This is a genomic window from Falsiroseomonas stagni DSM 19981 (assembly GCF_900114315.1).
GTDB lineage: Bacteria > Pseudomonadota > Alphaproteobacteria > Acetobacterales > Acetobacteraceae > Falsiroseomonas > Falsiroseomonas stagni.
Map to the genome: position 1 here is coordinate 1,023,207 of NZ_FOSQ01000001.1, position 24,312 is coordinate 1,047,518.

At 71.8% G+C, this 24,312-nt stretch carries 26 protein-coding genes and 1 pseudogene; 6 read left to right on the forward strand and 21 right to left on the reverse strand.

What is annotated here, in order from left to right:
* Window positions 1-113 precede the first annotated feature (113 nt).
* Window positions 114-692 (forward strand): hypothetical protein, encoded by a 579-nt coding sequence (locus tag BM041_RS04745; protein WP_092956164.1) that lies wholly within the window; start codon window positions 114-116, stop codon window positions 690-692.
* 130 nt (window positions 693-822) lie between these two features.
* Here BM041_RS04745 and BM041_RS31100 read toward each other — a convergent pair whose 3' ends face one another.
* The 11 genes and pseudogenes from BM041_RS31100 to BM041_RS04790 form a co-directional block, all read right to left on the reverse strand.
* Window positions 823-1,431, reverse strand: coding sequence for a glutathione S-transferase family protein (locus BM041_RS31100; protein WP_245761923.1), 609 nt, complete (start codon window positions 1,429-1,431; stop codon window positions 823-825).
* A 71-nt stretch (window positions 1,432-1,502) separates the two neighbouring features.
* Window positions 1,503-1,811 carry a cupin domain-containing protein gene (locus BM041_RS31105; protein WP_245761924.1) on the reverse strand — a complete coding sequence of 103 codons (309 nt, stop codon included), beginning with the start codon at window positions 1,809-1,811 and terminating at the stop codon, window positions 1,503-1,505.
* A gap of 85 nt (window positions 1,812-1,896) precedes the next feature.
* Window positions 1,897-2,172 (reverse strand): annotated as a pseudogene (locus BM041_RS32060) (cupin domain-containing protein); the annotation flags it as partial.
* A 56-nt stretch (window positions 2,173-2,228) separates the two neighbouring features.
* Window positions 2,229-2,702 carry a copper chaperone PCu(A)C gene (locus BM041_RS04755; RefSeq protein WP_092956170.1) on the reverse strand — a complete coding sequence of 158 codons (474 nt, stop codon included), beginning with the start codon at window positions 2,700-2,702 and terminating at the stop codon, window positions 2,229-2,231.
* Between the two features lie 10 nt (window positions 2,703-2,712).
* Entirely contained in the window at window positions 2,713-3,060 is a 348-nt protein-coding gene (locus tag BM041_RS04760; RefSeq protein ID WP_092956173.1) for a hypothetical protein, read from the reverse strand.
* A gap of 14 nt (window positions 3,061-3,074) precedes the next feature.
* Window positions 3,075-3,590, reverse strand: a complete 516-nt coding sequence (locus BM041_RS04765) for a YcnI family copper-binding membrane protein (protein ID WP_092956176.1) — start codon at window positions 3,588-3,590, stop codon at window positions 3,075-3,077.
* A 59-nt stretch (window positions 3,591-3,649) separates the two neighbouring features.
* Window positions 3,650-4,033 carry a DUF2946 family protein gene (locus BM041_RS04770; RefSeq protein WP_092956179.1) on the reverse strand — a complete coding sequence of 128 codons (384 nt, stop codon included), beginning with the start codon at window positions 4,031-4,033 and terminating at the stop codon, window positions 3,650-3,652.
* Window positions 4,034-4,128: 95 nt separating this feature from the next.
* A complete protein-coding gene (locus tag BM041_RS04775) occupies window positions 4,129-4,926 on the reverse strand; it encodes a Bax inhibitor-1/YccA family protein (protein ID WP_092956182.1) in 798 nt (265 codons plus the stop codon).
* 167 nt (window positions 4,927-5,093) lie between these two features.
* Window positions 5,094-5,633: a deaminase gene (locus tag BM041_RS04780; RefSeq protein ID WP_092956185.1), complete on the reverse strand. Its 540-nt coding sequence runs from the start codon at window positions 5,631-5,633 to the stop codon at window positions 5,094-5,096.
* 20 nt (window positions 5,634-5,653) lie between these two features.
* Window positions 5,654-8,167: an ABC transporter permease gene (locus BM041_RS04785; protein ID WP_092956188.1), complete on the reverse strand. Its 2,514-nt coding sequence runs from the start codon at window positions 8,165-8,167 to the stop codon at window positions 5,654-5,656.
* Window positions 8,168-8,173: 6 nt separating this feature from the next.
* Window positions 8,174-8,899, reverse strand: coding sequence for an ABC transporter ATP-binding protein (locus BM041_RS04790; RefSeq protein WP_092956191.1), 726 nt, complete (start codon window positions 8,897-8,899; stop codon window positions 8,174-8,176).
* A gap of 124 nt (window positions 8,900-9,023) precedes the next feature.
* On the opposite strand from BM041_RS04790, the gene BM041_RS04795 reads away from it, so the two are divergent.
* Together BM041_RS04795 and thpR are read left to right on the forward strand one after the other, a co-directional pair.
* Window positions 9,024-9,572, forward strand: a complete 549-nt coding sequence (locus BM041_RS04795) for an arylesterase (RefSeq protein ID WP_245761925.1) — start codon at window positions 9,024-9,026, stop codon at window positions 9,570-9,572.
* A gap of 36 nt (window positions 9,573-9,608) precedes the next feature.
* Entirely contained in the window at window positions 9,609-10,145 is a 537-nt protein-coding gene (thpR, locus tag BM041_RS04800) for an RNA 2',3'-cyclic phosphodiesterase (protein ID WP_175533740.1), read from the forward strand.
* A gap of 67 nt (window positions 10,146-10,212) precedes the next feature.
* Here the strand turns inward: thpR and cysD are convergent, their stop codons facing one another.
* The 5 genes from cysD to BM041_RS04825 all read right to left on the reverse strand — a co-directional run bounded on the left by cysD (window position 10,213) and on the right by BM041_RS04825 (window position 16,467).
* The gene (gene cysD, locus BM041_RS04805; protein ID WP_092956197.1) at window positions 10,213-11,133 is read right to left on the reverse strand and encodes a sulfate adenylyltransferase subunit CysD; all 921 of its coding nucleotides are present in this window, start codon (window positions 11,131-11,133) and stop codon (window positions 10,213-10,215) included.
* 88 nt (window positions 11,134-11,221) lie between these two features.
* Window positions 11,222-12,301, reverse strand: coding sequence for a CarD family transcriptional regulator (locus BM041_RS31750; RefSeq protein WP_281244498.1), 1,080 nt, complete (start codon window positions 12,299-12,301; stop codon window positions 11,222-11,224).
* Window positions 12,302-12,547: 246 nt separating this feature from the next.
* Window positions 12,548-12,880 carry a ferredoxin FdxA gene (fdxA, locus tag BM041_RS04815; protein ID WP_092956200.1) on the reverse strand — a complete coding sequence of 111 codons (333 nt, stop codon included), beginning with the start codon at window positions 12,878-12,880 and terminating at the stop codon, window positions 12,548-12,550.
* A gap of 151 nt (window positions 12,881-13,031) precedes the next feature.
* Window positions 13,032-13,316, reverse strand: a complete 285-nt coding sequence (locus BM041_RS04820) for an RNA-binding S4 domain-containing protein (RefSeq protein WP_092956203.1) — start codon at window positions 13,314-13,316, stop codon at window positions 13,032-13,034.
* Between the two features lie 7 nt (window positions 13,317-13,323).
* On the reverse strand, window positions 13,324-16,467 hold the full coding sequence (locus BM041_RS04825) for a helicase-related protein (protein WP_092956206.1): 3,144 nt from the start codon (window positions 16,465-16,467) through the stop codon (window positions 13,324-13,326).
* Window positions 16,468-16,686: 219 nt separating this feature from the next.
* Between BM041_RS04825 and BM041_RS04830 the strand changes: the two genes are divergently transcribed.
* Both BM041_RS04830 and BM041_RS04835 read left to right on the forward strand, forming a co-directional pair.
* Window positions 16,687-17,010 (forward strand): hypothetical protein, encoded by a 324-nt coding sequence (locus tag BM041_RS04830; RefSeq protein WP_092956209.1) that lies wholly within the window; start codon window positions 16,687-16,689, stop codon window positions 17,008-17,010.
* Between the two features lie 57 nt (window positions 17,011-17,067).
* A complete protein-coding gene (locus BM041_RS04835; RefSeq protein WP_175533741.1) occupies window positions 17,068-18,210 on the forward strand; it encodes an MFS transporter in 1,143 nt (380 codons plus the stop codon).
* On the opposite strand, the gene BM041_RS04840 is transcribed toward BM041_RS04835, so the two are convergent.
* From BM041_RS04840 to acnA, 5 genes are all read right to left on the reverse strand, one after another.
* Window positions 18,200-18,973, reverse strand: a complete 774-nt coding sequence (locus tag BM041_RS04840; RefSeq protein WP_245761926.1) for a metallophosphoesterase family protein — start codon at window positions 18,971-18,973, stop codon at window positions 18,200-18,202. The two genes, BM041_RS04835 and BM041_RS04840, sit on opposite strands and share 11 nt — an antisense overlap.
* Window positions 18,974-18,975: 2 nt before the next feature.
* Entirely contained in the window at window positions 18,976-19,929 is a 954-nt protein-coding gene (locus tag BM041_RS04845) for a diacylglycerol/lipid kinase family protein (protein ID WP_092956218.1), read from the reverse strand.
* Between the two features lie 39 nt (window positions 19,930-19,968).
* Window positions 19,969-20,304, reverse strand: a complete 336-nt coding sequence (locus tag BM041_RS04850; RefSeq protein WP_092956221.1) for a type II toxin-antitoxin system RelE/ParE family toxin — start codon at window positions 20,302-20,304, stop codon at window positions 19,969-19,971.
* Window positions 20,301-20,570, reverse strand: coding sequence for a ribbon-helix-helix domain-containing protein (locus BM041_RS04855; protein ID WP_092956224.1), 270 nt, complete (start codon window positions 20,568-20,570; stop codon window positions 20,301-20,303). Before BM041_RS04855 ends, BM041_RS04850 begins: the two co-directional genes overlap by 4 nt.
* 267 nt (window positions 20,571-20,837) lie before the next feature.
* Window positions 20,838-23,534 (reverse strand): aconitate hydratase AcnA, encoded by a 2,697-nt coding sequence (gene acnA, locus BM041_RS04860; protein WP_092956227.1) that lies wholly within the window; start codon window positions 23,532-23,534, stop codon window positions 20,838-20,840.
* 183 nt (window positions 23,535-23,717) lie between these two features.
* Between acnA and ccmA the strand changes: the two genes are divergently transcribed.
* A complete protein-coding gene (gene ccmA / locus BM041_RS04865) occupies window positions 23,718-24,308 on the forward strand; it encodes a heme ABC exporter ATP-binding protein CcmA (RefSeq protein WP_092956230.1) in 591 nt (196 codons plus the stop codon).
* The last annotated feature ends 4 nt before the right edge of the window (window positions 24,309-24,312 follow it).

A 24,312-nucleotide genomic window follows, 5' to 3' on the forward strand; every position in this document is an offset into this window, starting at 1 on the left:
GGGATGATCGGTCGGGGATAGTCGGGCGGCGCCCGCGATGCGATAGACGCAGCGGGTGGCGCGGCGCCACCTTACCGGCCGCGGTCACGGGTTCAAAGGGGGAGTGCTCCGGCATGGCGCATCCAGGCTTCCGGTCCGTTGTGGCCAAGGGTGTGGCGGTGTTGGCGCTGCCGGCGATGCTGGCGGCCTGCGGCGGCAGCGAATCGACCAGCAACGTGCTGACCGCCGGGCAGGCACCCTGCCCGCGCATCACCATCCTGGCCGATGGCGCGGACCTGACCCAGTATGTCGCCGGCGCGCCGCGCGACCTGACCACGATGGTGCTGGATGCGCGGATCGCGGGCTTCGACGCGGTCTGCGACTACGCGTCGCGGGACCGGCGGGCACTGGATGTGCGCGTGACGCCGCGCTTCCAGGTCGAACGCGGCCCGGCCGCGCGGGGCGGCAGCCTCGACATGCCGTGGTTCATCGCGGTGTCGGATGCCGGTGACACGGATGTGATCGAGCGCCAGGCCTTCACGGCGCGGGCGACGCTCGCCTCCAACCAGACCCGCGTGAACAGCACGGGCCAGGCGGCGCGGCTGCGCCTGCCGATCGGCGAGGGCGTGTCCGCCGGCAACTACCTGGTGCGGATCAGCTTCCAGCTCACGCCGGACCAGCTGGCGCAGAACCGCAGCCGCGGCCCGCGCTGAGAGCTTGTGAATTAATGCCCGAAAGCGCCGGAATCCGAGGAAAAAGCCCAATGATTTCAACGGGCATTAATGCTCAAGCTCGATTCTTTCACAGGCTCTGAGCGCGGGGCCGCGGCCCAGGGGCCGTTCTTCAGCCCTCCCGCTGCTTCCGCGCGGCCAGCGCCGCCGGGCGGCTGACGCAGGCATCGAGCCACGCCTTGGCCTTCGGGAAGGGGCCGAAATCGAAGCCGTTGGACCAGGCGCCATAGAGCACGGCGGCCAGGTTGCAGTCGGCGATGGTGTAGTTCGCCCCCAGCAGCCAGGGGCCGGTCTTCGCCAGGTGGCCTTCCAGCACCGCGAGTCGCGCCGCGACTCCCTCCGCCCCCGCCTTCGCCACCGCCGGATCGCGCTGGTCGGCCGGCTTCAGGTAGGTGTTGTAGGCCCACATCCCGGCCGAGGGCTCGACCTCCGTCGCCGCCCAGAAGGTCCATTGCAGGACGCGGGAGGCATCGTCGCCCGCGGGCATCAGCGGCGCGCCGGCCTTGGCGGCGATGTGCAGGTTGATCGCCAGGCTTTCGAACAGCACCAGGTCGCCATCGGTCATCGCCGGGATCTTGCCGTTCGGATTGACGGCCGAGATGGCGTCCTTCAGGCCCGGGCCGAAGCCGACGGGGATGACTTCGTAGGGCAGGCCCGCTTCCTCGGCCGCCCAGATGCAGCGGAAGGCCCGGCTGCGCGCGATTCCATGGATCTTCAGCATGGTCGTATCCTTTACCCCGTGGGTTGGGGAAAGGTTTGCTCCGCTTCGCGGCTGGCGACAACCGGGGCCGGCTATTCCTCGCCGGGGGCCTCCTCGGGCCCGCGCCGCTTCAGGCCGGGATAGGGCGTGCCGTCGCGGTGCGTGTACATCGCGGGCTGCCCATGCGCGGGCGACAGCATGTCGATGTCCGGATAGACGGCGCCATCGCCCTCGATCCGCGTGCCGATCTCCAGCACCAGCACATCCCGGTCCGTATGGTTGCGGAGGTGGTGGCCATCGGGGTCGCCGGCCTTTACAGGCTGCGGAAAAACGGGACGGGTCGGCTGGACGGCGCCTTTCCGCGCAGGATTCGTCTGCCGCTTGCCACGATGCAACCACATCGTATCTGCGCGTCATCCTTTCCTGCACGAAAATTCGCTCGCCCATCCTCAGCCGCCCGTCCTTCCGCAGCCTGTTAAAGCCCGCGGCCTCCCCGGCCTTCAGCACCTCCTCCCCCGCATCGGTCACCAGCGTGACATCACCGGCCAGGACGAAGACGAATTCATCGGAGAGGGTCTGCCAGTGGCGCTGGCTGGACCAGGCGCCGGGAGGAAGGCGGAGCAGGTTGACGCCGAACTGCGTCAGCCCCGCCGCATCCCCCAGCTTCGTGCGCGCCCGGGCGAGGCAGGGGGTGTGGAAGGGCGGCGGGTAGAAGGTGCCCACCACCGGGGCAAGGGTGGCGGGGTCGATTCGCCTGGCCATGCCGTCGTCTCCTCCTGCGTCAGGGAGGCATCACAGCATGGCCAGGCGCTGTCGCGTCAGTGGTGGTGATGGCCGCCCGCCGCCGGGCCGCGGGCGCCGGCGGATTCGACGGCGAGTTCCACCTGCACCTCGCCCGCCCGTTCGAAGACGAGCGTCACGGGGATGCGTTCGCCCTGCCGCAGCGGCGCGGTCAGGCCGATCAGCATCAGGTGGAAGCCGCCCGGCCGCAGCTGCACCTCGCCCCGCGCCGGGACCTCGATGGCGGGCACGGGGCGCATGCGCATCACGCCATTGTCGTGGATGTGGGTGTGCAGCTCCACCGTGCGGGCGATGGCGGCGCGGGCCGACACCAGGCGATCCGGCGCCGCGCCGGCATTGCGCAGCGTCATGAAGCCCGCCCCCGTGCCACCCTGGCCCGCGGCGCGGGTCCAGGGGGCGTTGACGGTGACGCCGGGCTGCTGCGCCGCGGCGACGGCGGGGACGATCAGCATCGCCGCGGCGATCGCGCCGCGGCGGGTCAGGATGGTCATGGCGTTCCCCTCAGCCCAGCAGGTCGAGCGTGAGGCTCTGCACGCCGGCCCGCCCCTCGATGCGCCCCGCGAGGCGCGCGAGGTTGGCGGCGATCCGGGCGCCCGCGACGGGGTCGCCGGTGGTGCAGGTGGAATTGGCGATGGTCAGCGCGCGCTGCATCGCCATCCGCTCCTCCGGCGTCGCGTGTTCCATCGCGGCGGCGAGCGCCTGGCGGGCGGGTTCCAGCGCCCCGTCGCAGACGGCGGTCAGGTGGGCTTCCATCGCCTCCGCATCGCAGGCGGAGGCGGGGCGGGGGGCGAGGCTGGCGGCCCCCGCGGCGAGGGCGGCGAGCGGCAGCAGCCGGCGGGTCTGGTCCATGGTCCGAAGCCCCTTCAGTTGCGCGGCGCCAGGCGCACGGCCGGCGCGGGCATGCGGTAATCGGTCACGCGGCGGCCTGCCTCCGGGATCTCCACCCAGGCGGCCTGCTTCCCATCCGGGCAATCCTGCACGACGGGGATGTAGAGCAGTTCGCCGGGGCGGTCGGGAAGGCGCATCCGCACGATGAACTCATCGTAATGGGCGTCGTCGAGGCTGCCACCCTCCCAGATGACCTCCGCGACCGGGGGCGCGGCGCCGTGGCCAGCCGCCGCGGGGGCGGTGGCGCGGGGCACGGTGCGCAGCGTCCAGCCGGCCTTGGGCATGGGCCGGGCTTCCGTCACGCCTTCCGGCAGGCGGACGGTGAGGCGGATGGTGGGCGCGCCTTCGCAGCCATGCGGCACGCGGAAGACGCCGCGATAGGTGGAATTGGGCGGGGCCTGCTGGACCTCCAGCGTGACATGGGCCTCCGCGGCCAGCGGCAGGCAGGCGAGCAGGCCGAGCGTCGCGGCCTTGATGATGGAACGGGACATGATGCGTTTCCTGGAACCGTTGGGGCATGCCGGCGCGGGGCCGGCGGGCATGGACGGGTTCAGGAGGTCGGTGGTGCCCGGGGCGGGGGCTGGCAGCGGGGCGGGGGCGCCGGGCTGGGGGTGGAAGGCGGCGGCGGCTGCGGCGCCTGCACCAGCAGCAGCGGCGCCACCAGGGTGACCGCCGGCGGCGGCAGGGCCACCGCGGCGGGGCCGGCGCAGGCAGGGCAGATGAAGGCGGGCGGATGGGCGGGGCTCGGCGCCACCGGGTCCGTCCCGTCCTGGTCGATCGGCATCGCCAAGCGCTGGATGCCGTCTGGCGTGCAGATCTCCAGGTGGAGCAGCGCTTCCGGGGAGGCCATGCGCAGGCAATGGCCGAACGCCGTGCCCCACTGCAGCAGCAGCAGGACGGTCAGCAGGCGGATCAGGGCGGGGCGCAGGCGCACGGCGGTGCCATAGCATTGAGCGGCCCCAAAACGGAAGCGGCGCGCACCCCGGGGGATGCGCGCCGCCTTGTTCAGCCCCTTCCGGGTGCTGGCTGCTATTCGCGGCGGACGCCGACGAACTGCAGCAGCAGCTGGAAGATGTTGACGAAGTTCAGGTAGAGGCCGAGCGCGTCGAAGACGCTGCGCTTGCCGGCTTCATCCGTGCCTTCGGCATAGGCGTATTCCAGATAGTCCGCCTTGATCCGCTGCGTGTCGTAGGCGGTGAGGCCGACGAAGACCACCACGCCGATCACGCTGATCGCGAAGTGCAGGGCGGAGGACTGGAGGAACATGTTCACCAGGCCCGCGATGATGATGCCGATGAGGCCCATCATCATGAAGCTGCCCATCCGGGTCAGGTCCGCCTTGGTCGTGTAGCCGTAGAGGCTGACCGCGCCGAACATCGCCGCCGTGATGAAGAAGGTGGAGGCGATGGAGGCGCCCGTGTAGATCGCGAAGATGTTGGACATCGACGCGCCCATCACGGCGCAGAAGACCCAGAACAGCGCCTGCGCCGTCGTCTTGCTCATCCGGTTGATGCCGAAGCTCAGCACCAGGATGAAGGCAAGCGGTGCGAACATCGCGATCCAGCCGAGGATGGTCGGCACGGTGCTGATGCCGCGCGGGCCGCGGACCACCTGGTAGAACAGCGCGGCCACGTCGGGGTTCGACGAGATCAGGTAGGCCACGATGCCGGTCATCAGGAGGCCGGAGGCCATCCAGTTGTAGACGCGCAGCATGTAGCTCCGCAGCCCTTCGTCGAGCTGCGCCTGATCAACGGCCGCGGACCGCCCGAAGGGCTGGGTCCAGGCCGACGCGCCCGTCTGAAAGCGGTTGTCGGGACCGAAAGCCATGGTTTGAAGACCTCCTGCGGGGCGAGGGTTAGAGCCGCCCCGGCATGCGCCATCATATGGAGTTTTCGTAATCCAGATCAACCCGGGAGGCGCGGCCATCTGCGGCCCCGGTCCGGGTGCTGAAAGATCCTGTAACGCGGATGGCTTACGGGCGCCTTACACGGCGCTCAGGCGGCGCCCTGGACCCAGTAGCCCTGGTGGGGGACGGCGCCCTCGGCCTCCAGCGCCGGGCCCACCACTTCCACGGACTCGGCTGCCGTGGCGAGGACCGCGCGGCAGGAGAGGTTGAGGCCGGCGGTGTGGGGCTGCGCATTGCGCAGATGCAGGATGGCGGCGGCGGAGAGGCCGTACACCACCCGGCCGATGCCGGTGTAGAAGATGGCCGAGGAGCACATGGAGCAGGGCTCGCCCGAGGAATAGATCGTGGCGGCCCGCAAGGTGGCGCGGGGGATGCCGGCGGCGATGACGGCCTGGCAGGCATTCATCTCGCTGTGGGCGAGCGTGCCGCCGCCCCCGGTGCCCTGGGTGGACAGGCCCTCCGCCAGGATGGTGCCGTCGGCGGCGACCACCACGGCGGAAAAGGGACGGTCGCCCCGGGCGCGGGCCTTGCCGGCCAGGGCATAGGCGTGGCGGAGGCGGGCGGCGTCTTCCGCCGAGAGGGCGGCTTCGGGGCCCGCCGCGGGGGCGGCGTCTGCAAAAATGTCCATGCCCCGATGAAGCCCGAGCTCTACTCGTTCCGCAACAGCGGCGCCGGCCGCGCCCGCAGCGCCAGGGCTGTGCCGATGTAGCCCAGCGCCAGGGTCAGCAGCACGCAGCCCGCCACCGTCACCGCCAGCGTCCCCGGCAGGAAGACCCAGGGCGCATTCATCACGAAGCGCATCACGGCCCAGGAGGCCGCGGAGCCCGCGGCGGCGGCCAGCAGCCCCGCCACCAGGCCGAGCAGCCCGAATTCCACCAGCCAGGCGCCCCGGACCTGGCTGCGCGTGGCGCCGATGGTCTTGAGGATGACGGCATCGCGCACCCGCGCCCGCTGCCCCGCCGCGACCGCGCCGGCCAGAACCAGCATCCCCGCCAGCAGCGTCACCGACGACGTGGCCTGGAGTGCCACGCCGACGCGGGACAGCAGCCCGGCCACCGCCTCCAGCGCATCCCGCACCCGGATGCCGGAGACATTGGGGAAGGCATCGGTGATGGCGCGCAGGACCGACACCTCCTGCGCCGCCTCCGACCGGACGGTGGCGATGTGGGTGTGGGGGGCGGCGGAGAGCAGGCCGGGGGAGGCGACCATGACATAGTTGATGCCGAGGCCCCGCCACTGGATCTCCCGCAGGCTCGCGATCTTCAGGTCGATGTCGCGGCCGAGCACATTCACGGTCAGCGTGGCGCCGATGCCGATGCCCCAGCCGCGGGCGATGGCGGCGTCGAATGACACCAGAGGCGGGCCGCTGTAGTCGGCCGGCCACCACTGGCCCTCCACCAGGCGCGTGCCCTCCGGCGGCGTCGCGGCATAGGTCAGGCCGCGGTCGCCGCGCAGCGCCCAGCGCGTCTCCTCGGTCGCGTTCACCTGCTCCGCCGGCGTGCCGTTCACCGCGACGACGCGGGCGCGGAGCGAGGGGACGCGGCGGACATCGTCCACGCCGGCCTGGGCGCGGGCGATGCGGTCGAATTCCTCCGCCTGGTCGTTCTGGATGTCGATGAAGAAGAAGCTGGGGGCGGCGCGCGGCAGCTGGTCGGCCAGCTGGGCGCGGAGATTGCCCTCGATCGTCGCGATGGCGGCGAGCGTCGTGAGGCCGATGCCGAGCGCCACCAGCATGGTGGGCGTCGGCGCGCCAGGGCGATGGAGGTTGGCGAGGCCGAGGCGGAAGGCCGGGCGGCGGATGCCGCGCAGCCCCTTCGCGAAGCGCATCAGGCCCGTGGCACCCAGGCGGAACAGCAGCAGCGTCACCGCCGCGCCGCCGCAGAAGCCGAGGGCGAATTTCGGCTGCTCCGCCGTGCCCACCACCAGCGCCACCAGCGCCAGCGCCGCCAGCAGATTGGCCAGCAGGATCGGGCGGGACGGCCAGCCCGGATTGGCGGTGACGAGGTCCCGGAACAGCGCCGCCCCCGGGATGCGCTGCGCGCGGCCGAGCGGCCAGAGCGCGAAGGCCAGCGCCGTCAGCAGGCCGTACAGCGCCGCCAGACCCAGCGCGCCGGGGTAGAAGCCGAGTCGCGGCGGCACCGGCAGCGCTCCGGCCAGCGCCTGCGCCGCCAGCCAGGTGACGCCCGATCCGACGACGAGACCGATGGCGATGCCGATCGCCGCCAGCACCAGCACCTGGATCAGGTAGGTCGCCAGGATGGTGCCCGACGGCGCGCCGAGGCAGCGCAGCGTCGCGATGGTGCGGCCGCGGGCTTCCAGCCAGGCGCGCACGCCGGTGGCGACCCCGATGCCGCCCACCAGCAGGGCGGTGAGGCCCGCCAGCGTCAGGAAGGCCGCGGCGCGGTCCAGGAAGCGGTTCACCCCCGGCTCCGCCTGGTCCGAATAGCGCACGCGCCAGCCGCCATCGCCCATCGCCGCCTGCCAGGCGCGGCCGAAGGCGCGGGAATCCGTGCCCGGCGGCAGCAAGGCGCGGGTGTCGTAATTCACCAGCGATCCCGGCTGGATCAGGGCCGTGGCGGGCAGGGATTGCGCCAGGATCAGCGCGCGCGGGCCGAGCACGGCCGGGCTCGCCACCCGGTCCGGTTCCTGGGCGATGGTGCCGACGAAGGTGAAGCTCGCCTCGCCGATGCGGATCGCCTCCCCGGGCGCGATGCCCAGGCGATCGACGACGGAGGCTTCCAGCGCCACGGCGGGGCGGCCGGCCTGGGGCGCCAGCGTCGAGCCCGTCACGGTGGAGAATTCGCCGATCAGCGGCCAGGCGGCATCCACCGCCTTCAACTCCACCAGGCTGCGTTCCCCGTTGGGGGCCACGGCCATGGCGCGCATCTCGATCACCTCGGAGACGCGGGCGCCGCGGCTGGTGGCCCAGGCGCGGGCCTCCGGCGACAGGGGGCGGTAGGCGACGCGGACCTCCACATCGCCGCCGAGCAGCCGCGCGCCATCGGCCGCCAGCCCCGCCTTGGTGGCGGATTGCAGGGTGCCAACGGCGGTGATGGCGGCGACGCCCAGCGCCAGGCAGGCGAGCACGATGCGGAGCGAGGCGAAGCCGCCCCGCAATTCCCGCCGCGCCAGGCGGAAGCCCTGGCTGATATGGGTCAGCATGGCGGGCTACTCCGCCGCCATGCGCAGGCCATCGCCGCTATCGGCGGTGATGCGGCCATCCTCCATCCGCACCTGCCGGCCGCAACGCTCCGCCAAGGCGGGGTCATGGGTGATGAGGATGAGGGTGGTGCCGAGGCGCTCCCGCAGCCCGAAGAGCAGGTCCATCACGACGGTGCCGGTGGCGCGGTCGAGGTTGCCGGTCGGCTCATCCGCCAGGATCAGCCGCGGTTCCGCCACCACGGCGCGGGCCAGGGCCACGCGCTGCTGCTCCCCGCCCGACATCTGGCCGGGATAATGGTCCAGGCGATGGCCGAGGCCGACATCCCTGAGTGCCGCCGCCGCGCGGTCGAAGGCATCCCGCCGGCCGGCGAATTCCAGCGGCATGGCCACATTCTCCAGCGCCGACATGGTGGGGATGAGGTGGAAGGCCTGGAAGACGATCCCCACTTCGTCCCGGCGGAAGCGGGCGAGGGCGTCCTCGTCCATCGCCTTCAGGTCCTGGCCCGCGACCCGGAGGCTACCCGCGGTGGGGCGTTCCAGCCCCGCCAGCAGCATGAGGAGCGATGTCTTGCCTGACCCCGAGGGACCGACGATGCCCACAGCCTCTCCCGCACCGACGGTGAGATCGACGCCGCGGAGCACATGGACGGGGCCGGAAGCGGCAGCGGCGGTGAAGACGAGGCCGTTCGCCGATACCAGTGGCCCAGCCGTCTCCGTTTGGGGATCTGACATGAAGTCCTCGCAAGGTTTGGCCCGATATGGGCGCCGCGCTGCGCTGCAAAAGGCCATGGCGGGTTGCGGAGTGTTGCTGGCGGCTAGCCCTGCGGTAGCACAGGGCCAGGAAATCCGCCTGCTGATGCTGGGGGACAGCATCACCGCGGGCTTCGGCCTGGCGCGCGGCGAAGGCCCGCCGGCGCGGATCGAGGCGCTGCTGCGGGCCAGGGGCCGCCCCGTGCGCGTGCTGGATGCCGGCGTGTCCGGCGACACCACGGCGGGCGGGCGGGCGCGGCTGGAATGGGCGCTGGCGGACCGGCCCCATGCGGTGATCGTGGCACTCGGCGGCAATGACGGGCTGCGGGGCCTGACGCCCGCGCAGATGCGGGGCAACCTGGTCGCGATCCTGGATGCGCTGGCCCGGCGCAACCTGCCGGTGCTGCTGGCGGGGATGATCGCGCCGCCCAACCTCGGCGCTGAATACGGCCGCGAATTCGCGGCGGTGTTCAGCGACCTGGCGCGGGACCGTCCCGATATCGTGTTCTACCCTTTCCTGCTGGAAGGCATCGCCGGCGACCCCGCTCTCAACCAGCCGGACCGCATCCACCCCACCGCACGGGGCGCACAATTGCTGGCGGAGCGCATCCTTCCTGCCATCGAAACGCTACTGGACCGGGTGCGGCCTTTGTAGTCCGCTGGGGCTGCCCCGGATTCGGAGCGCCTGCCGATGCTGCGCCTGTTTGTCGCCCTCTCCCTCCCCCCCCTGGTCAAGGCCCAGATCTCGGCCCTGTCCGGGGGCATACCGGGTGCCCGTTGGGTGCCGCCGGAGAACTACCACCTCACCCTCCGTTTCATCGGGGAGGTGCAGGGCTGGCAGGCGGAGGAGGTGGACGCGGCGCTGGCCGCCATCCGTTGCCCGCGCTTCGACCTGGTCCTGGCCGGCGTCGGCACCTTCGAGAAGGCGGGGCGCATCCAGTCCCTGCATGTGACGGCGGAGCGGTCGGACGCCCTGACCCGCCTGCAGAACAAGGTGGAAACCGCCATGCAGCGCATCGGGCTGGAGCCGGAGCGCAAGCGCTTCGCCCCCCATGTGACGCTGGCGCGGACGGACCGGGCGGAGACGCACAAGCTGATCGGCTTCGTCCAGGCCCACAGCCTGTTCCGCACGCCCCCCGTGACGGTGGAGCATTTTACTCTCTTCTCCTCCTTCCTCGGGAAGGAGGCCGCGCATTACGTGCCGGAGGTGGAATACGAGTTGGCGTGATCGACAACGGCTGGTGCGCGTCGCGGGGCCCGGGCGGCCCGCTTCGCAACCCGCCTGCGGCAGCCTGTCAAAAATACCCTTCGCGTTTCTTGCGTTCCATCGACGCCTCCTGGTCGCTGTCGATCAGGCGGCCCTCGCGTTCGCTCTTCCGGCTTTCGCGGATTTCGGCCAGGACCTGCCCGATCGTCTCCGCCCGGCTTTCATGGGCGCCGGTCAGGGGCCAGTCGCCCATGGTGCGGAAGCGGACCCACATCGGCTCCACGCTCTCCCCGTGCTCCAGGGGCATCCGGTCGTCGTCGCGCATGATGAGGGCGCCGGAGCGGCGGACCATCGGGCGCAGGGCCGCGAAATAGAGGGGTACCACGGGGATCTCCTCCGCCGCGATGTAGTCCCAGACGTCGAATTCGGTCCAGTTGGAGAGGGGGAAGACGCGCATGCCCTCCCCGGCGTTGAGCCGCGTGTTGTAGAGGCCCCAGAGTTCCGGCCGCTGGTTCCGGGGCTCCCAGGCATGGCCGGCGGTGCGGTGGCTGAAGACGCGTTCCTTGGCCCGTGCCTTCTCCTCGTCCCTCCGCGCGCCGCCCAGGGCGGCGTCGAAGCCATGCGCGTCCAGCGCCTGCTTCAGCGCCTCCGTCCCCATGACGTTCATATGGAGCTGGGAGCCGTGGGTGAGGGGGCCGATGCCGCGCGCCAGGCCGTCGGGGTTGGTGTGGACGATGCAATGCAGGCCGAGTTCCGCCACGCGCCGGTCCCGGAATTCCAGCATCGCCTTGAAATCCCAGCCCGTCGCGATGTGCAGCAGGGGGAAGGGCGGCTTGCCGGGCGCGAAGGCCTTCATCGCCATGTGCAGGACGACGCTGCTGTCCTTGCCGATGGAGTAGAGCAGGACGGGATTGCGGAAGCTGGCCGCGGTTTCGCGGATGATGGCGATGCCCTCGGCTTCCAGGCGCCGGAGATGGGGCGACAATCGGCTGGGTTGGGCGTCGGCCATGGGCTCAGGCTCCGGTGAAGGGCCCGGGGGCGCGGTGGCGCCCCCGGGGCGGGGCCTCAGGTTACGGTCTTGAGACCCGACGTCGCCGTCAGGTGACGGTCTTGAGAAACGTCTGCAGCTTGTCGGCCGCGGCGTTCTTGTCCGTGCGGTCGATGGCGGCGAGTTCAGCCGACAGGCGATCCAGCGCCTGTTCGTAGATCTGGCGCTCGGAGAAGGACTGGTCCGGCTGGCCGGCATTGCGGTGCAGGTCGCGCACCACTTCCGCGATGGCCAGCGGGTCGCCGGAGTTGATCTTCGCTTCGTATTCCTGGGCGCGGCGGGACCACATGGTGCGCTTGATGCGGGCGCGGCCGCGCAGCACTTCCAGCGCCTCGTTCATCATCTCCGCGCTGGCGAGCTTGCGGAGGCCGGAGGAGGCGGCCTTGTTGACCGGAACGCGCAGCGTCATCCGGTTCTCCTCGAAGGTCACGATGATGACCTTGAGGGACATGCCGGCCACCGGCATTTCCTCGATCCCCTGGACCTGGCCGACGCCATGGGTGGGGTAGACGACATGGTCGCCGGCCTTGAACTCCACCGGCGGGCCCTTGGGCTTCGGCGGCGGGGGCGGGGAGGAAGCGTCATCCCCTTCCTCCACCACCGGCTGGCGGGGCGCGGGACGGGGGGGATAGACCGGCGGGCGCGCCGAGGCGGCGGCGGCGGCGGCGGGGCGGGGTGGCGTGCTGCGGTTCTGCATCGGGGGTGCCGGGCGCGGTGCGGGATCGGGCGCGCGGACGGGCGGCGGGGCGGCTGCCTTGGCTTCGGCCGGGGCGGCCTTGGCCGCGGGGGCATCGGCGGCGGGCGCCTTGGCGGCGGCGGATTTGCCGGCCGGGGCCTTGCCCGCGGCGGCCTTGCTGGTCGGGGCTTTCGCAGCCGGGGCCTTGGCCTCCGGCGCCGTCGGGGCTGGGGTCTTGATGGTCGGGGCCTTGCTGTCAGGGGTCTTCGGGGTGGGCGCTGCCGGCTTCGCCGGGGAGGCTGCCTGGGACCTGGCGGCGGGCGGCGCTGCGGCCGCCTTGGCGCCCGCCTTGCCGGGCTGCTTCGCCACGGCGGCGGCCTGGGCCCTGGGAGCGGCCTTCGTCAGGGCGCCGGCCTTGGCGGCGCCCGTCTTGGCCTGGGCGGTTTGCTTCATCACGCCACCCGCTTTCCATGCCGCATCCGGCACAACCTGGCACGCGGCCTTCCCCGCCGGGGAAGGGCACCGCGGGCGAGGCCCGGTCGCGGGCTTGTCATGAACCCGATGAGGGGGAAACGCGCGGCAGGCCGTGCCGTTTTCCCGATCTCATTGATAACATAACACAAAGCGGCGCGCGTTTCCACCCCCGCCCCGCCGGGGGGCGAAGGGGCGTGCCTTTCCGCGGCCCGCGGCGATCCGGTGTCAGGGCGAGCCGGGATTGGGGTCGAAAAGCTCCTTCTTCCCCGGCTTGTCCTTCCATTCATCCGCATCGGCCGGCGCCTGTCCCTTGCGGGTGATGTTCGGCCATTGCGTGGAATAGGTGCGGTTCAGCTCGACCCAGGGCGTCGCCTTGTCATCGCTGTCGGGCAGGATGGCCTCCGCGGGGCATTCCGGTTCGCAGACGCCGCAATCGATGCATTCGTCGGGATGGATGACGAGCATGTTCTCGCCCACGTAGAAGCAGTCCACCGGACAGACCTCCACGCAGTCCATGTACTTGCACTTGATGCAGTTCTCGGTGACGACGTAGGTCAACTGCGCCTCCGGCGGAGATGCGTGCCGCGCCCCAGCGGCGGCGGTCAGCCGCGCCATGCCAAGGGCGCGGAGATGACGACATGGCCCGGCGCGCGACGCAAGGCAAGCGGGGTATGCCGCAGCGCGTCATGCCACGCCGTCCCGGCAGTGATCAGGCGGGATCGGACAGGTCGTCGTAGAGGCCCCGCGCCTCGGTCGCCGGGCCGCGGCGCTCCGCCAGTGCCAGCACCCGCCAGACGCGCACGCGGTCGCCGATCGTCAGCGTCAGCACATCGCCGACGCGCAGCTTCGCATGGGGCTTGTCGGTCGGCAGGCGGTTGATGCGCACCCGGCCGGCCGAAACCTGCCGAGCGCATTCCCCCCGCGTCTTGGCCAGGCGCGCGCACCAGAGCCAGAGGTCGAGACGCTGGAAATCGCGCCCTTCCCCTGCCTCCATGCCGCGATCAGTCCTTCTTCAGCTTGAGCTGCGCCAGGACGGCGAAGGGCGAATCGGGCTTCGGCGCCGCGATCACCTCCCGCGGCCGGTCGCGCGGGCCGAAGCGGTCGCCGCCCCGGTCGCCACCGCGATCGGGGCGCGGGCCATCGAAGCGGGGGCGGTCACCGCGCGGGCGGTCGCCCTGGGGCCGATCCGGGCGCGGCCCATCGGGGCGGCGGTCCGGGCGGGGGCCGTCGAAGCGCGGCCGATCACCCTGGGGCCGGTCCTGGCGCGGACGATCGCCCTGCGGGCGGTCCGCCTGGGGCGCTGGCGGCTGGTCGCCGGAAGGCGCGGCATCCCGGGGCGGGCGCGGGCCGGAGTCGCGGCGCGGACCGGAATCGCGGCGCTGGCCGTCCCTCGGCGGGCCGTCCCGGCGCTGACCCTCCCGCGGGGGGCCATCCCGGCGCGGGCCGCGATCCGGCCGTGGCTGGCGCAGCTCCGGCGGGATGGGCGGGCCGAAATAGACGGGGCGCGGCGCGCCATCCGGCGTGGCGTCCGGGCGGGGGCCGCGGGGGCGGTCATCGCGCCGATCATCGCGACGGGGACCGCGCGCCTGCTCGGGACGCCCCTCCTGACGCCCCTCATGACGTCCCTCATGACGTCCCTCTGGCCGGCCTTCCGGACGGCGCGGCCCGCGCTGCCCCTGGCGTTCGGGCCGGTGGACGCTGATTCGGGGCGGCGCCGGCGGGCCGAACTGGCCCTCCTCCAGCTCGCCGCCCGGGATCAGCCGGAAGCCCATCGCCTCCAGCGCCATGGGCAGCGTGTCGCCCTTCACGCCGAGGCGCGAGGCCAGCCCTTCCGGCACCGGCGCGGGGGCGCGGCGGGTCAGGTAGCCGAGCTCGCCCGCGATGCGCTCCGCGACGTCGAGGCGCAGCAGCACGCGTCCCGCCGGCAGCCAGCCCGCCATGATGGCGAAGCCGGGCGGCCAGCCTTCCGGCCCGCGCGGCGTGTTGGGATCGGCCGGCGCCGGCAGCGGCACTTCCGGCAGCGTCACCGCCACCAGGCCGGGATTGGGCAGCAGCGGCGTCGGGATGTTGCGGCGGAGCGCCCAGAGCTGGGCGCGCAGCTGCATCGCCCGCGGCTTCAGCACATCGGGCATGTAGAGCGCATAGCGCCCCGCCCGGATGCCGATGGCCTTGAGGCGCGCCCGGAGATCGGCCGGCACCTCCCGGTCCGTCGCACCAGGGGCAAGGCCCATATTCTCCCGCAGCCGGAAGGCGGGGCCGCGCAGCGTGTTGTCCTCGGCGGCCTTGGCCTCCATGGCCTCCAGCCCGCCGAGTTCCTTCTTCACCAGTGCATCGAGCCAGAGGGCGAGCTTGGCCCGCACCCTCTCCCGCTGGGTGTTGTCGAGGAATTCGGTGGCGATGACGTCCACATGGGGCTTCAGCGGTTCCGGCCCCGGGCGCAGCCGCGCGACCTCCGCATTGTCCCACATCACGCGGTGCTGCGGCGTCAGGGTGAAGGATTCGTCCTTCGCCATCTCCAGCGCGGCGAGGCGCCTCGGCATCTCCTCCCGCAGCGCACGGCGGGCGGCCCGCAGGACGAGGCGCTTCTCCTCCTCCTTCGTCGCATCCGGGTCGGGGTGGAAGTGGAAGCCCTGCACCTTGCCGACGGAATGGCCTTCCACCAGCACGTCGCCCTGGCGGGTGACGGCGGAGAGCAGTTCCTTCTCCGTATCGTCCAGGCTGCGGATCAGGTGGGCGGCGCGGCGGTCCACGAAGCGGGCGATCAGGCGTTCATGCAGCGCGTCGCTGACCGCTTCCTCGGCGCGGCGGGCCTCGGCCTGCTGCGTCTCGGCGTCCGCCAGCCAGTCGCCACGGGCGGCGATGTAGGCCCAGATGCGGATATGGGCGAGGCGCGCCATCAGCGTGTCGAGGTCACCCTCCACATTGCCGAGTGCGGCGATGTTGCCCGCCACCCAATCCGTCGGCAGGCGGCCTTCCTGCGCGAGATGCGTGAAGATCTTGCCGCAGAGCCTCGTGTGGCTGTCATCCGACATCTTGCGGAAATCGGGCACCTGGCAGGCTTCCCACAGCAGCCGCACGCGGGCGCGGCCCTGCGCCAGGCCGCGCGTCTCCGCTTCCCGCGACAGCGCGTTCAGCGTGATGTGGTCGACCGCGTCATTGCCCTTGGCGAGGCCCGGCTGGGGCGGCGGGGCGGCCAGGCTGTCCAGCAGCCCGTCGATGCTGCCGAAATCGAGGTCGCTGTTCCGCCAGGCGATCTGGGACAGGGCCTCGAAGTGATGGCCCTCGATCTGGTGGGCGAGTTCGTCGGGCAGGGGCGGGCATTCGGCTGTCGTGCCGAAGGTGCCGTCGCGCATGCCGCGGCCGGCGCGGCCGGCGATCTGCGCCGCTTCCTGCGCGTTCAGGGCGCGCAGGGTGTGGCCATCGAATTTTTTCAGATCGGCGAAGGCGACATGGTCCACATCCATGTTCAGGCCCATGCCGATGGCATCCGTCGCCACCAGGAAATCGACTTCACGATTCTGGTACAGCGCGACCTGCGCATTCCGCGTGCGCGGCGACAGGCGCCCCATCACCACGGCGCAACCGCCCCGGCGACGGCGCACGGCTTCCGCGATCGCGTAGACCTCCGTCGCGCTGAAGGCGACGATGGCGGAACGCGGCGGCAGCTTCGTCAGCTTGGCCTGACCGGCGTGGGTGAGCTGCGAGAGGCGCGGGCGCGTCTCGATCTCGGCCTGGGGGACCAGGCGCTGCAGCAGGGGGCGGATGGTCTCCGCGCCCAGGAACATCGTCTCGACCAGGCCGCGGGCATGCAGCAGGCGGTCGGTGAAGATGTGGCCGCGATCGGCATCGGCGCAGAGCTGGATCTCGTCCACCGCCACGAATTCCGCGCGGCGGTCGAGCGGCATGGCCTCCACCGTGCAGGCGAACCAGCGGGCCTCCGGGGGGACGATCTTCTCCTCCCCCGTGATGAGGGCGACGTATTTCTCCCCCTTCGCGGCGACCATGCGGTCGTAATTCTCGCGCGCCAGCAGGCGCAGCGGGAATCCGATGATGCCGGAGGCATGCGCCAGCAATCGCGTGATGGCGAGGTGGGTCTTGCCGGTATTGGTGGGGCCGAGCACGGCGCGAACCCGGGGAGCGAACATCTGGCCGTGTGACCTTGTGGTATCGGACATCTGGTTGGTCGGCATGGTCCGTGGGGGAGGTGACGGGTGGCACGCCGCCGCGGGCTTGGCAACCTTTGGGGCCGGATTGGGCCGAGGTAGGGGCTCCGGCGGGGTTGGCAACGAAGCGTCAATCTTCCTGCGGGAGGGTGGGGGCCTGGCCGGTCCCCCCGCCGTGCCAGCTGGGGCAGGAGGCCCTGCATGTCCGACCCGCGAAGCCCGGCAGCCCTGCCGCGGCGGATTCCGTGGCTCATCGGCCTGGCCGTCGGCGCGCTGTCGCTGGCCATCGCCTGGGTTGCCGCCGGCATCATGCCGTCGGACTTGCCCGACCCAGCCCCGATGGCCGAAGCCGAACGCCTGGCGCTGACCATGCTGGCCGTGGCGGTCGCGGCGCTGGCGATCCTGGCCGGCATCGCCGCCTTCGCCCTGGAATCCAGCCTGGAGCCGCCTGTCGCGCCCCGGCGGCCCCTGCCGGCAACGCCGGCGCGACGGCCGCAGGTTGTCACCCTGCGGGAAGCGGCCTGACCCCCTTTCGCGCCAGCCCTCTTCCGCCGCTGACGCGCAGCGGTCAGGGTGCGCGCCGTGACCCTCGCCGCCCGCCATGCCCTGGTCTTCGCCACGCAATTCGCCGCGGTGGGCGTCATCCTGCCCTTCCTGCCGGCGGTGCTGGCCGGGCATGGGCTGTCGGCGGAACAGGTGGCGGTGGTGCTGGCCGTGGGGTCTGCCGTGCGGCTGGTGGCGGGGCCGCTCGGCGGACGGATCGCGGATGCCATCGGCAATGCGCCGGCGGTGCTGGCGGCCTCGGCGGCGATCTCCGCGCTGGCGGCCTGCGGGTTCCTGCTGCCGGCGGGATTTCTCGCCCTGCTCCTGGTGCAGGCCGTGCACAGCGCGGCCATCGCGCCGATCGTGCCGCTGACGGATGCCGTGGCGGTCACCGCGGCGCGCGGGAAGCCGGGCTTCGACTACGCCCGTGTCCGCGCCGCCGGCAGCATCGCCTTCATCCTGGCCGCGCTGGCGGGCGGGCAGGCGGTGGCGCTGGCGGGGATTCAGGGCGCGGTGGTGGTGCTGGTGCTGTGCCTGGCCGGCACCGCCGTGGCGGCGCTGCTGCTGCCGCGGCCACCGGCCGGGGCGTCCCGCGCCGCGCGGGGCTGGGCGGGGTTCCTGGCGCCGCTGCGCATCCGGGCCTTCCGGCGGCTGCTCGCGGTCTCCGCCCTGATCCAGGCCAGCCACGCGATGTACTACGCCTTCGGCACGCTGCACTGGCAGGCGGCGGGGCTGGGGCCCGGGCTGATCGGCGCGCTCTGGGCCACCGGGGTGGTGGCGGAGGTCGCGCTGTTCCTCTGGGGCCGCGGCATCGTCGCGCGGCTGGGGCCGACCGGCCTGTCCCTCGTCGCCGCCGGCGCCGGCGTGCTGCGCTGGGCCATCACGGCCGCCACGGTGGACCCGCTGTTCCTCTTTCCCGCCCAAATGCTGCATGCCGCCACCTTCGGCATGCAGCACCTGGCCGCCATGGCCGTGCTGGCGCGGGTGGTGCCGCCGGCGGAGGCCGCGACGGCGCAGACGCTGCATGCGGCGCTGGGCGTCGGGCTGTGGATGATGCTCGTCACCCTGGCCTGCGGCCCGGCCTATGCGGCGCTGGGGGGGCTGGGCTTCTGGGGCATGGCGGCGCTCAGCCTGGCGGCCATCCCGGCCTCCCTCGCGCTCGGCCGCGCGCTCAGGCGGTGAGGGGGGCGGGCGAGTCCCGCCAGGCGCTGCCATCCCAGGCCCGGATGAGGACCCGCGCCCGGCCATCCTCCACGATGATGCGGTTATAGGCGTTCGGCGTGCCGCGCAGGCGCGTGGAGGTCGCCGTCGCCGCCTGCACCAGCAGCATGCCGCCTTCCGCCATCGGCCGGATGTCGCCGAGGTGAAGGTGCCCCGTCAGCACCAGCCCCACGCCCTGCCGCGCGAAGGCCTCCAGCGCCGGCGCCGCATTGCCGACCAGGCGCGCCGCCGGTGCCAGGGCCGGGGCGACGAAGGGGTGGTGCGCGACGACGATGCGGAACAGCCCGTCGGGCAGCGCCGCCAGCTTCGCCTCCGCCCGCGCGAGGCGGGAGCGGGAGACGCGCCCGCGCGCCCAGTTGAGGGAGAGGCCGCCGCGCCGCGCGGTGTTCAGCCCCACCACCGCGATCTCCGCGTCGGTGAAGACCGGCTCCGTCTCCGGCGCGACATGGCGGCGCCAGCGGCCATAGGGGTCGGTGAAGCGCTCGATGATGTCGTATGGTGTCATGTCGTGGTTGCCGGGCACGGCCAGCATCGGCACGGGGATGGCGCGGAGGAAGGTCATCGCCGCGATGAACTCCCGATGCCGCGCCTGCTGCGTCAGGTCGCCGGAAATCGCCAGCAGGTCCGGCGGGTTCAGCGACAGGTCGGCCGCCAGCGCGGCGACCACGGCGGGGTCCTCCGCCCCGAAATGCAGGTCGGAGAGATGGGCGATGCAGCGGGCCATGGTCAGGCGAGCGCGGCGCCGGGGGGCACGGCGTCGGCCACGGGCGCATCGACGGTGGCGGGGGCGGGCCGCGGCGCGATGACGCGCAGCGCGCCGGGATGGGTGCGGTAGATCAGCGGGGGTGGCAGCAGCACGGCCTCCCCGTCATTCATCACCCGGAGCGCGGTGCGGGGCGTGTGGATGGTGACTTCGCGGGCGGCGCGTTCATGCACCAGCCTGTCGCCGCGCCAGGTGCCGAGCGCCATGCCCAGCGTCAGCCGCACCCACCACCAGGCGCCGTAGCGCCGCGCGACATAGAGGCCGAGTTCCCCCGCATCCAGCCGCGGCTTCGCCATCACCTGGCCGAAGCCCTCGGCGTAGCGGTTGTTCGCCACCGAAAGCGCCCGGGTCCACAACCGCACGCCGCGCCCGCCATCCAGCGAGACGCTGAGCCGCATCGGCCGGTGGTGCCAGCCGGACCGCAGCGCGGCCAGCGCGAAGGCGACCCGCGTGCGGAGCGAGGCGCGGCCCCGGTGCTTCTCCCGATGCCGGCCGAGCCAGGACGGCGAACCGATGACGGAGGAGCAGAGGAAGACATGCCCGTTCACCGCCGCGACATCGATCCTGCGGATCGTGCCCTGCGCCAGCGCCGCCGCCGCCTGGCCGAGGTCCATGGGGATGCCGAGGTCCTTGGCGAGCATGTTCATGGTGCCGAGCGGCAGGATGCCGAGCGCGGCCGGCCCGCCCATGAGTCGCGCCGCGGCGGCCGCGATGGTGCCGTCGCCGCCACCGACGACCACGGCATCGGCCCCGCGGGAGACGGCATCATCAAGGCGGGCGAGCAGCCCCTCCGGATGATCGGGGATGAGGACGGCGTCGAGGCCCGCGGCCTCCAGATGGCCGGCCACCTCGGCCGCGATCTGGTCGCGGCCGAGGGCGGAGCCGGAGGCGGAGTTGATCACGACGGCGATGCGCATGACGGCCGGAACGGATGCCGCAGGGTTTGGTTCGCCCAGTCAGGACGGAAGGTGCTGCGTGGGGTCCATGCCGGCGTGGAGGATGCGGAGGATCGCGATGCCGTCGCCCTCCCGCGTGTAGAACAGGATGTGGGGGGAGGCGCCGCGCCGGCGGGCGGCGATCCAGAGGGGGTAGGCGCGGAGCCCCTCGGCGATGTCACGGCGATCGACGCTGCCGATCCGGTCAGGCTCCGCTGCGACCAGAAGAGCGGCCCGGTGGATCAGGGCGGCATGGCTGTCGTGCTGGATGGTGCCGAAGTGGCGCAGGGTATGGGCCAGGATGGCGCGCAGATCCTCGGCCGCCCCCGGGGCAAGCCGGTAGCCGGGCACGGTCACGCGATGCGTTCGGCTTCCGCGCGGACCTGCCGGGCGATGTCCTCGACCGTGAGGTCGGAGAACTGCCCCGCATCAGCCTCGATGGCGCCACGCCGGACTTCCCGGCGCAGGATCGCCAGCTTCTCCCCATGCACCTGGTTCTCCTGGCGCAGGACGAAGAGGGCGTCGCGCAAGGCGGCGCTGGCGTCGGGATAGTCGCCCCGCGCCACCGCTTCCTCGACGAAGCGGGCGAGGGGTTCGGTCAATTCCACGGTCAGGCTCGGCATCGCGCCCTCCTCCGCCGCCACTGTCCCGAAGCCGGGCTGGCGGTGTCAACGCAGATGGCGATGTGCCGCCGGACGCGAAAGGGGCGTGGCCCTTGCGGACCGCGCCCCTTCCAGCTTCGTGGCACCGGCGAACCCTGCCTGTGCCCTGACCCCTGGGAGCCCCCCGATGCCCTGCCGCGGCTTTGCCGCGGCAGGCGGCGCCGACCGTCGAGGATCAGCGCCAAACCGGGGCCCCCACGGCAACGCCGAAGGCGTCGCCGCGGGGAATCAGGCCGCCTTGGCCATGCCGCGCAGCACGTAGTGCAGGATGCCGCCGTTCTTGTAGTACTCGACCTCATCCGCCGTATCGACGCGGCACATCAGCGTCGTGCTGTGCGTCGTGCCGTCCGGGCGATGGATCACCATCGTCACGTCCATGCGCGGCGACAGGGCCTCGATCCCCAGCAGGTCGATCGTCTCCGCGCCGGTGATGCCGAGGGACTTGCGGTCCTCGCCATTCTTGAAGACCAGCGGCAGCACGCCCATGCCGACCAGGTTGGAGCGGTGGATGCGCTCGAAGCTCTCCGCGATCACGGCCTTGGCGCCCAGCAGGAAGGTGCCCTTGGCCGCCCAGTCGCGGGACGAACCCGTGCCGTATTCCTTGCCGCCGAAGATAACCAGCGGCACGCCTTCCTTCTGGTACTTCATGGCGGCGTCGTAGATCGGCATCACCTCGCCCGAGGGGTGGTGCTTGGTCACGCCACCCTCGGTGCCCGGCGCCAGTTCGTTCTTGATGCGGATATTGGCGAAGGTGCCGCGCATCATGACTTCATGGTTGCCGCGGCGGGCGCCGTAGCTGTTGAAGTCGGCCTGGCGGACCTGGTGTTCCAGCAGGTAGTCGCCCGCGGGGGACGCCTTCTTGATGGAGCCGGCCGGGGAGATGTGGTCGGTGGTGATGCTGTCACCCAGGCTCGCCAGGATGCGCGCGCCGTGCACGGACTTGATGTCCGCCACATCCATCGTCATGCCCGTGAAGTAGGGCGGGTTCTGGACGTAGGTAGACCCGCTGTTCCAACGGTAGGTGTCGCTGTCCGCATCGACGCGGATGGCCTGCCACTGCGCCGGTCCCTTGAAGACGTCGCCGTAGCGTTCCATGAACATCTTGCGGGTGACGACGGCGTGGACGGTGTCGTTCACCTCCTGCGTCGTCGGCCAGATGTCCTTCAGGAACACGGGCTGGCCGTCGCTGCCGGTGCCGATCGGGTCGGTCGTCAGGTTCAGCTTCACCGTGCCGGCCAGCGCATAGGCCACGACCAGCGGGGGCGAGGCCAGGTAGTTGGCGCGGACATTGGCATGCACGCGACCTTCGAAGTTGCGGTTGCCGGACAGCACGCTGGCGACCACCAGCTTGTTGTTCTCCACCGCATCCACGATCGGCTCCGCCAGCGGGCCGGAATTGCCGATGCAGGTCGTGCAGCCATAGCCGACCGTCTGGAAGCCGAGCGCATCGAGGTCGGCGGAGAGGCCGGCCTTGTCCAGATACTCCGTCACCACCTGGGAGCCGGGCGCCAGCGAGGTCTTCACCCAGGGCTTCGGCTTCAGGCCCTTGGCCCGCGCCTTGCGGGCCACGAGGCCGGCGGCGACGAGGACATAGGGGTTGGAGGTGTTGGTGCAGCTCGTGATGGCCGCGATCACGACATCGCCGTGGCCGAGGTCATAGTTGCTGCCTTCCACCGGAACGCGCAGATCGGCCTTGTCGCCCGGCACGCCCATCGTGCCCGCCGCCAGGTCCTTGGAGAAGGAGGAGGCGATGTTGGACAGCGCCACGCGGTCCTGCGGCCGCTTCGGGCCGGCCATGGAGGGTTCGACCGTCGACAGGTCGAGTTCCATCGTATCCGTGAAGACCGGGTCGGGCGTCGTGGCGTCGCGCCACATGCCCTGTGCCTTCGCGTACGCCTCGGTCAGCGCGATGCGGTGTTCGTCGCGGCCGGAGATGCGCAGGTAGTCGATGGTGGTCTTGTCCACCGGGAAGAAGCCGCAGGTGGCGCCGTATTCCGGGGCCATGTTGCCGATCGTCGCGCGGTCGGCCAGCGGCAGGACATCGAGGCCCGAGCCGTAGAACTCCACGAACTTGCCGACGACGCCCTTCTTGCGGAGCATCTGCGTCACCGTCAGCACCAGGTCGGTGGCGGTGATGCCTTCCTTCAATTCACCGACCAGCTTGAAGCCGATGACATCGGGGATGAGCATGGCGATGGGCTGGCCGAGCATCGCGGCCTCGGCCTCGATCCCGCCGACGCCCCAGCCGAGCACGCCGAGGCCGTTGACCATCGTCGTGTGGCTGTCGGTGCCGTAGCAGCTATCCGGGAAGGCGTAGGTGTCCGGCCCGTCCTGCGACGTCCAGACCACCTGCGCCAGGTATTCCAGGTTCACCTGGTGGCAGATGCCGGTGCCCGGCGGCACCACGCGGAAATTCGCGAAGGCGGACTGGCCCCAGCGGAGGAATTCGTAGCGCTCCCCGTTCCGCTCGAACTCGATGTCCACGTTCTTCTGGAGAGAATCCTTGGTGCCGGAGACGTCGACCATGACGGAATGGTCAATGACGAGATCGACCGGTACCAGCGGGTTAACCTTGCGCGGATCGCCGCCGAGGGTGCTGAGCGCATCGCGCATCGCGGCGAGGTCCACCACCGCCGGCACGCCGGTGAAATCCTGCAGCAGGATGCGCGCCGGGCGGAAGGGGACCTCCTTGGTGGAGCTGCCCTTCTCAAGCCAGCCGGCGACGGCCTTGGCGTCATCCACCGTGTAGCTGCGGCCATCCTCGAAGCGCAGCACGTTCTCCAGCAGCACCTTGAGGCTGTAGGGAAGGCGCGTGACGTCGCCGATCTTGGCCGCCGCCTCGGGCAGGCTGAAGTAGTTGTAGTCCTTGCCGTCCACCGTGAGGGTACGGCGGGTCTTCAGGCTGTCCTGCCCGATCATCCGCATGGTCCGGTTATCCCCGTCGTGGCACCGGGACCGGTGCGACCCCGGAAACGGGGCGCCTTCCGCCGACCCAGGCGCGGTTTCGCCCGCGGCGCTTTCGCGACCGCAGCATTGGGCTTAAACCACAGGGAAGGGGGCCGGTCCATCCGGTCGGGCGGGCTTATGGACCCGGTTCGAGGGGGGTGAATGCTGGAAGGTCGGGACCTCGCCTGCTGGCGGGGGGAACGCGCGGTCTTCGCCGGCCTGTCCTTCACGCTGCCCCCTGGCGGCGCGCTGCTGCTGGTGGGCGCCAATGGCGCGGGCAAGTCATCCCTCCTCCGGTTGCTCGCGGGTCTCGTGCCTCTCGCGGAGGGCGAGCTGCTCTGGCAGGGGCAGGATGCGCTGGCGGATCGCGTCGCCCATGCCGCCAGGCTCCGCTACCTCAGCCACCAGGACGCGCTGAAGCCCTCCCTCAGCGCGCGGGAGAATCTGTCCTTCTTTGCCCGGCTCTGGGGCGGCGATGTGGAGGCGGCGCTGGAGGCGGTGGGGCTGGCGGAGCTGGCGGAACTGCCGGCGCGGGTGCTGTCCTCCGGCCAGAAGCGACGCCTCGCCCTGGCCAGGCTCGCGCTGGCGCCGGCGGCCTTGTGGCTGCTGGACGAACCGACGGTCGGGCTCGATACGGCCTCCGTCGAAAGGCTGGGCGTGCTGCTGGCGGCCCATCGCGCGGCCGGCGGCGCGGTGCTGGCGGCGACGCATCTGCCGCTGCCCCTGCCCGGCGCGCAGGAGCTGCGCCTGTGAAGGG

Bases quoted from the DNA above. Each gene is read 5' to 3' on its own strand.
- BM041_RS04745 (WP_092956164.1), top strand. From the start codon at position 114: ATGGCGCATCCAGGCTTCCGGTCCGTTGTGGCCAAGGGTGTGGCGGTG.
- BM041_RS31100 (WP_245761923.1), bottom strand. From the start codon at position 1,431: ATGCTGAAGATCCATGGAATCGCGCGCAGCCGGGCCTTCCGCTGCATC.
- BM041_RS31105 (WP_245761924.1), bottom strand. From the start codon at position 1,811: ATGTGGTTGCATCGTGGCAAGCGGCAGACGAATCCTGCGCGGAAAGGC.
- BM041_RS04755 (WP_092956170.1), bottom strand. From the start codon at position 2,702: ATGACCATCCTGACCCGCCGCGGCGCGATCGCCGCGGCGATGCTGATC.
- BM041_RS04760 (WP_092956173.1), bottom strand. From the start codon at position 3,060: ATGGACCAGACCCGCCGGCTGCTGCCGCTCGCCGCCCTCGCCGCGGGG.
- BM041_RS04765 (WP_092956176.1), bottom strand. From the start codon at position 3,590: ATGTCCCGTTCCATCATCAAGGCCGCGACGCTCGGCCTGCTCGCCTGC.
- BM041_RS04775 (WP_092956182.1), bottom strand. From the start codon at position 4,926: ATGGCTTTCGGTCCCGACAACCGCTTTCAGACGGGCGCGTCGGCCTGG.
- BM041_RS04780 (WP_092956185.1), bottom strand. From the start codon at position 5,633: ATGGACATTTTTGCAGACGCCGCCCCCGCGGCGGGCCCCGAAGCCGCC.
- BM041_RS04785 (WP_092956188.1), bottom strand. From the start codon at position 8,167: ATGCTGACCCATATCAGCCAGGGCTTCCGCCTGGCGCGGCGGGAATTG.
- BM041_RS04790 (WP_092956191.1), bottom strand. From the start codon at position 8,899: ATGTCAGATCCCCAAACGGAGACGGCTGGGCCACTGGTATCGGCGAAC.
- BM041_RS04795 (WP_245761925.1), top strand. From the start codon at position 9,024: ATGCTGGGGGACAGCATCACCGCGGGCTTCGGCCTGGCGCGCGGCGAA.
- thpR (WP_175533740.1), top strand. From the start codon at position 9,609: ATGCTGCGCCTGTTTGTCGCCCTCTCCCTCCCCCCCCTGGTCAAGGCC.
- cysD (WP_092956197.1), bottom strand. From the start codon at position 11,133: ATGGCCGACGCCCAACCCAGCCGATTGTCGCCCCATCTCCGGCGCCTG.
- BM041_RS31750 (WP_281244498.1), bottom strand. From the start codon at position 12,301: ATGAAGCAAACCGCCCAGGCCAAGACGGGCGCCGCCAAGGCCGGCGCC.
- BM041_RS04820 (WP_092956203.1), bottom strand. From the start codon at position 13,316: ATGGAGGCAGGGGAAGGGCGCGATTTCCAGCGTCTCGACCTCTGGCTC.
- BM041_RS04825 (WP_092956206.1), bottom strand. From the start codon at position 16,467: ATGTTCGCTCCCCGGGTTCGCGCCGTGCTCGGCCCCACCAATACCGGC.
- BM041_RS04830 (WP_092956209.1), top strand. From the start codon at position 16,687: ATGTCCGACCCGCGAAGCCCGGCAGCCCTGCCGCGGCGGATTCCGTGG.
- BM041_RS04840 (WP_245761926.1), bottom strand. From the start codon at position 18,973: ATGGCCCGCTGCATCGCCCATCTCTCCGACCTGCATTTCGGGGCGGAG.
- BM041_RS04845 (WP_092956218.1), bottom strand. From the start codon at position 19,929: ATGCGCATCGCCGTCGTGATCAACTCCGCCTCCGGCTCCGCCCTCGGC.
- BM041_RS04855 (WP_092956224.1), bottom strand. From the start codon at position 20,570: ATGCCGAGCCTGACCGTGGAATTGACCGAACCCCTCGCCCGCTTCGTC.
- acnA (WP_092956227.1), bottom strand. From the start codon at position 23,534: ATGCGGATGATCGGGCAGGACAGCCTGAAGACCCGCCGTACCCTCACG.
- ccmA (WP_092956230.1), top strand. From the start codon at position 23,718: ATGCTGGAAGGTCGGGACCTCGCCTGCTGGCGGGGGGAACGCGCGGTC.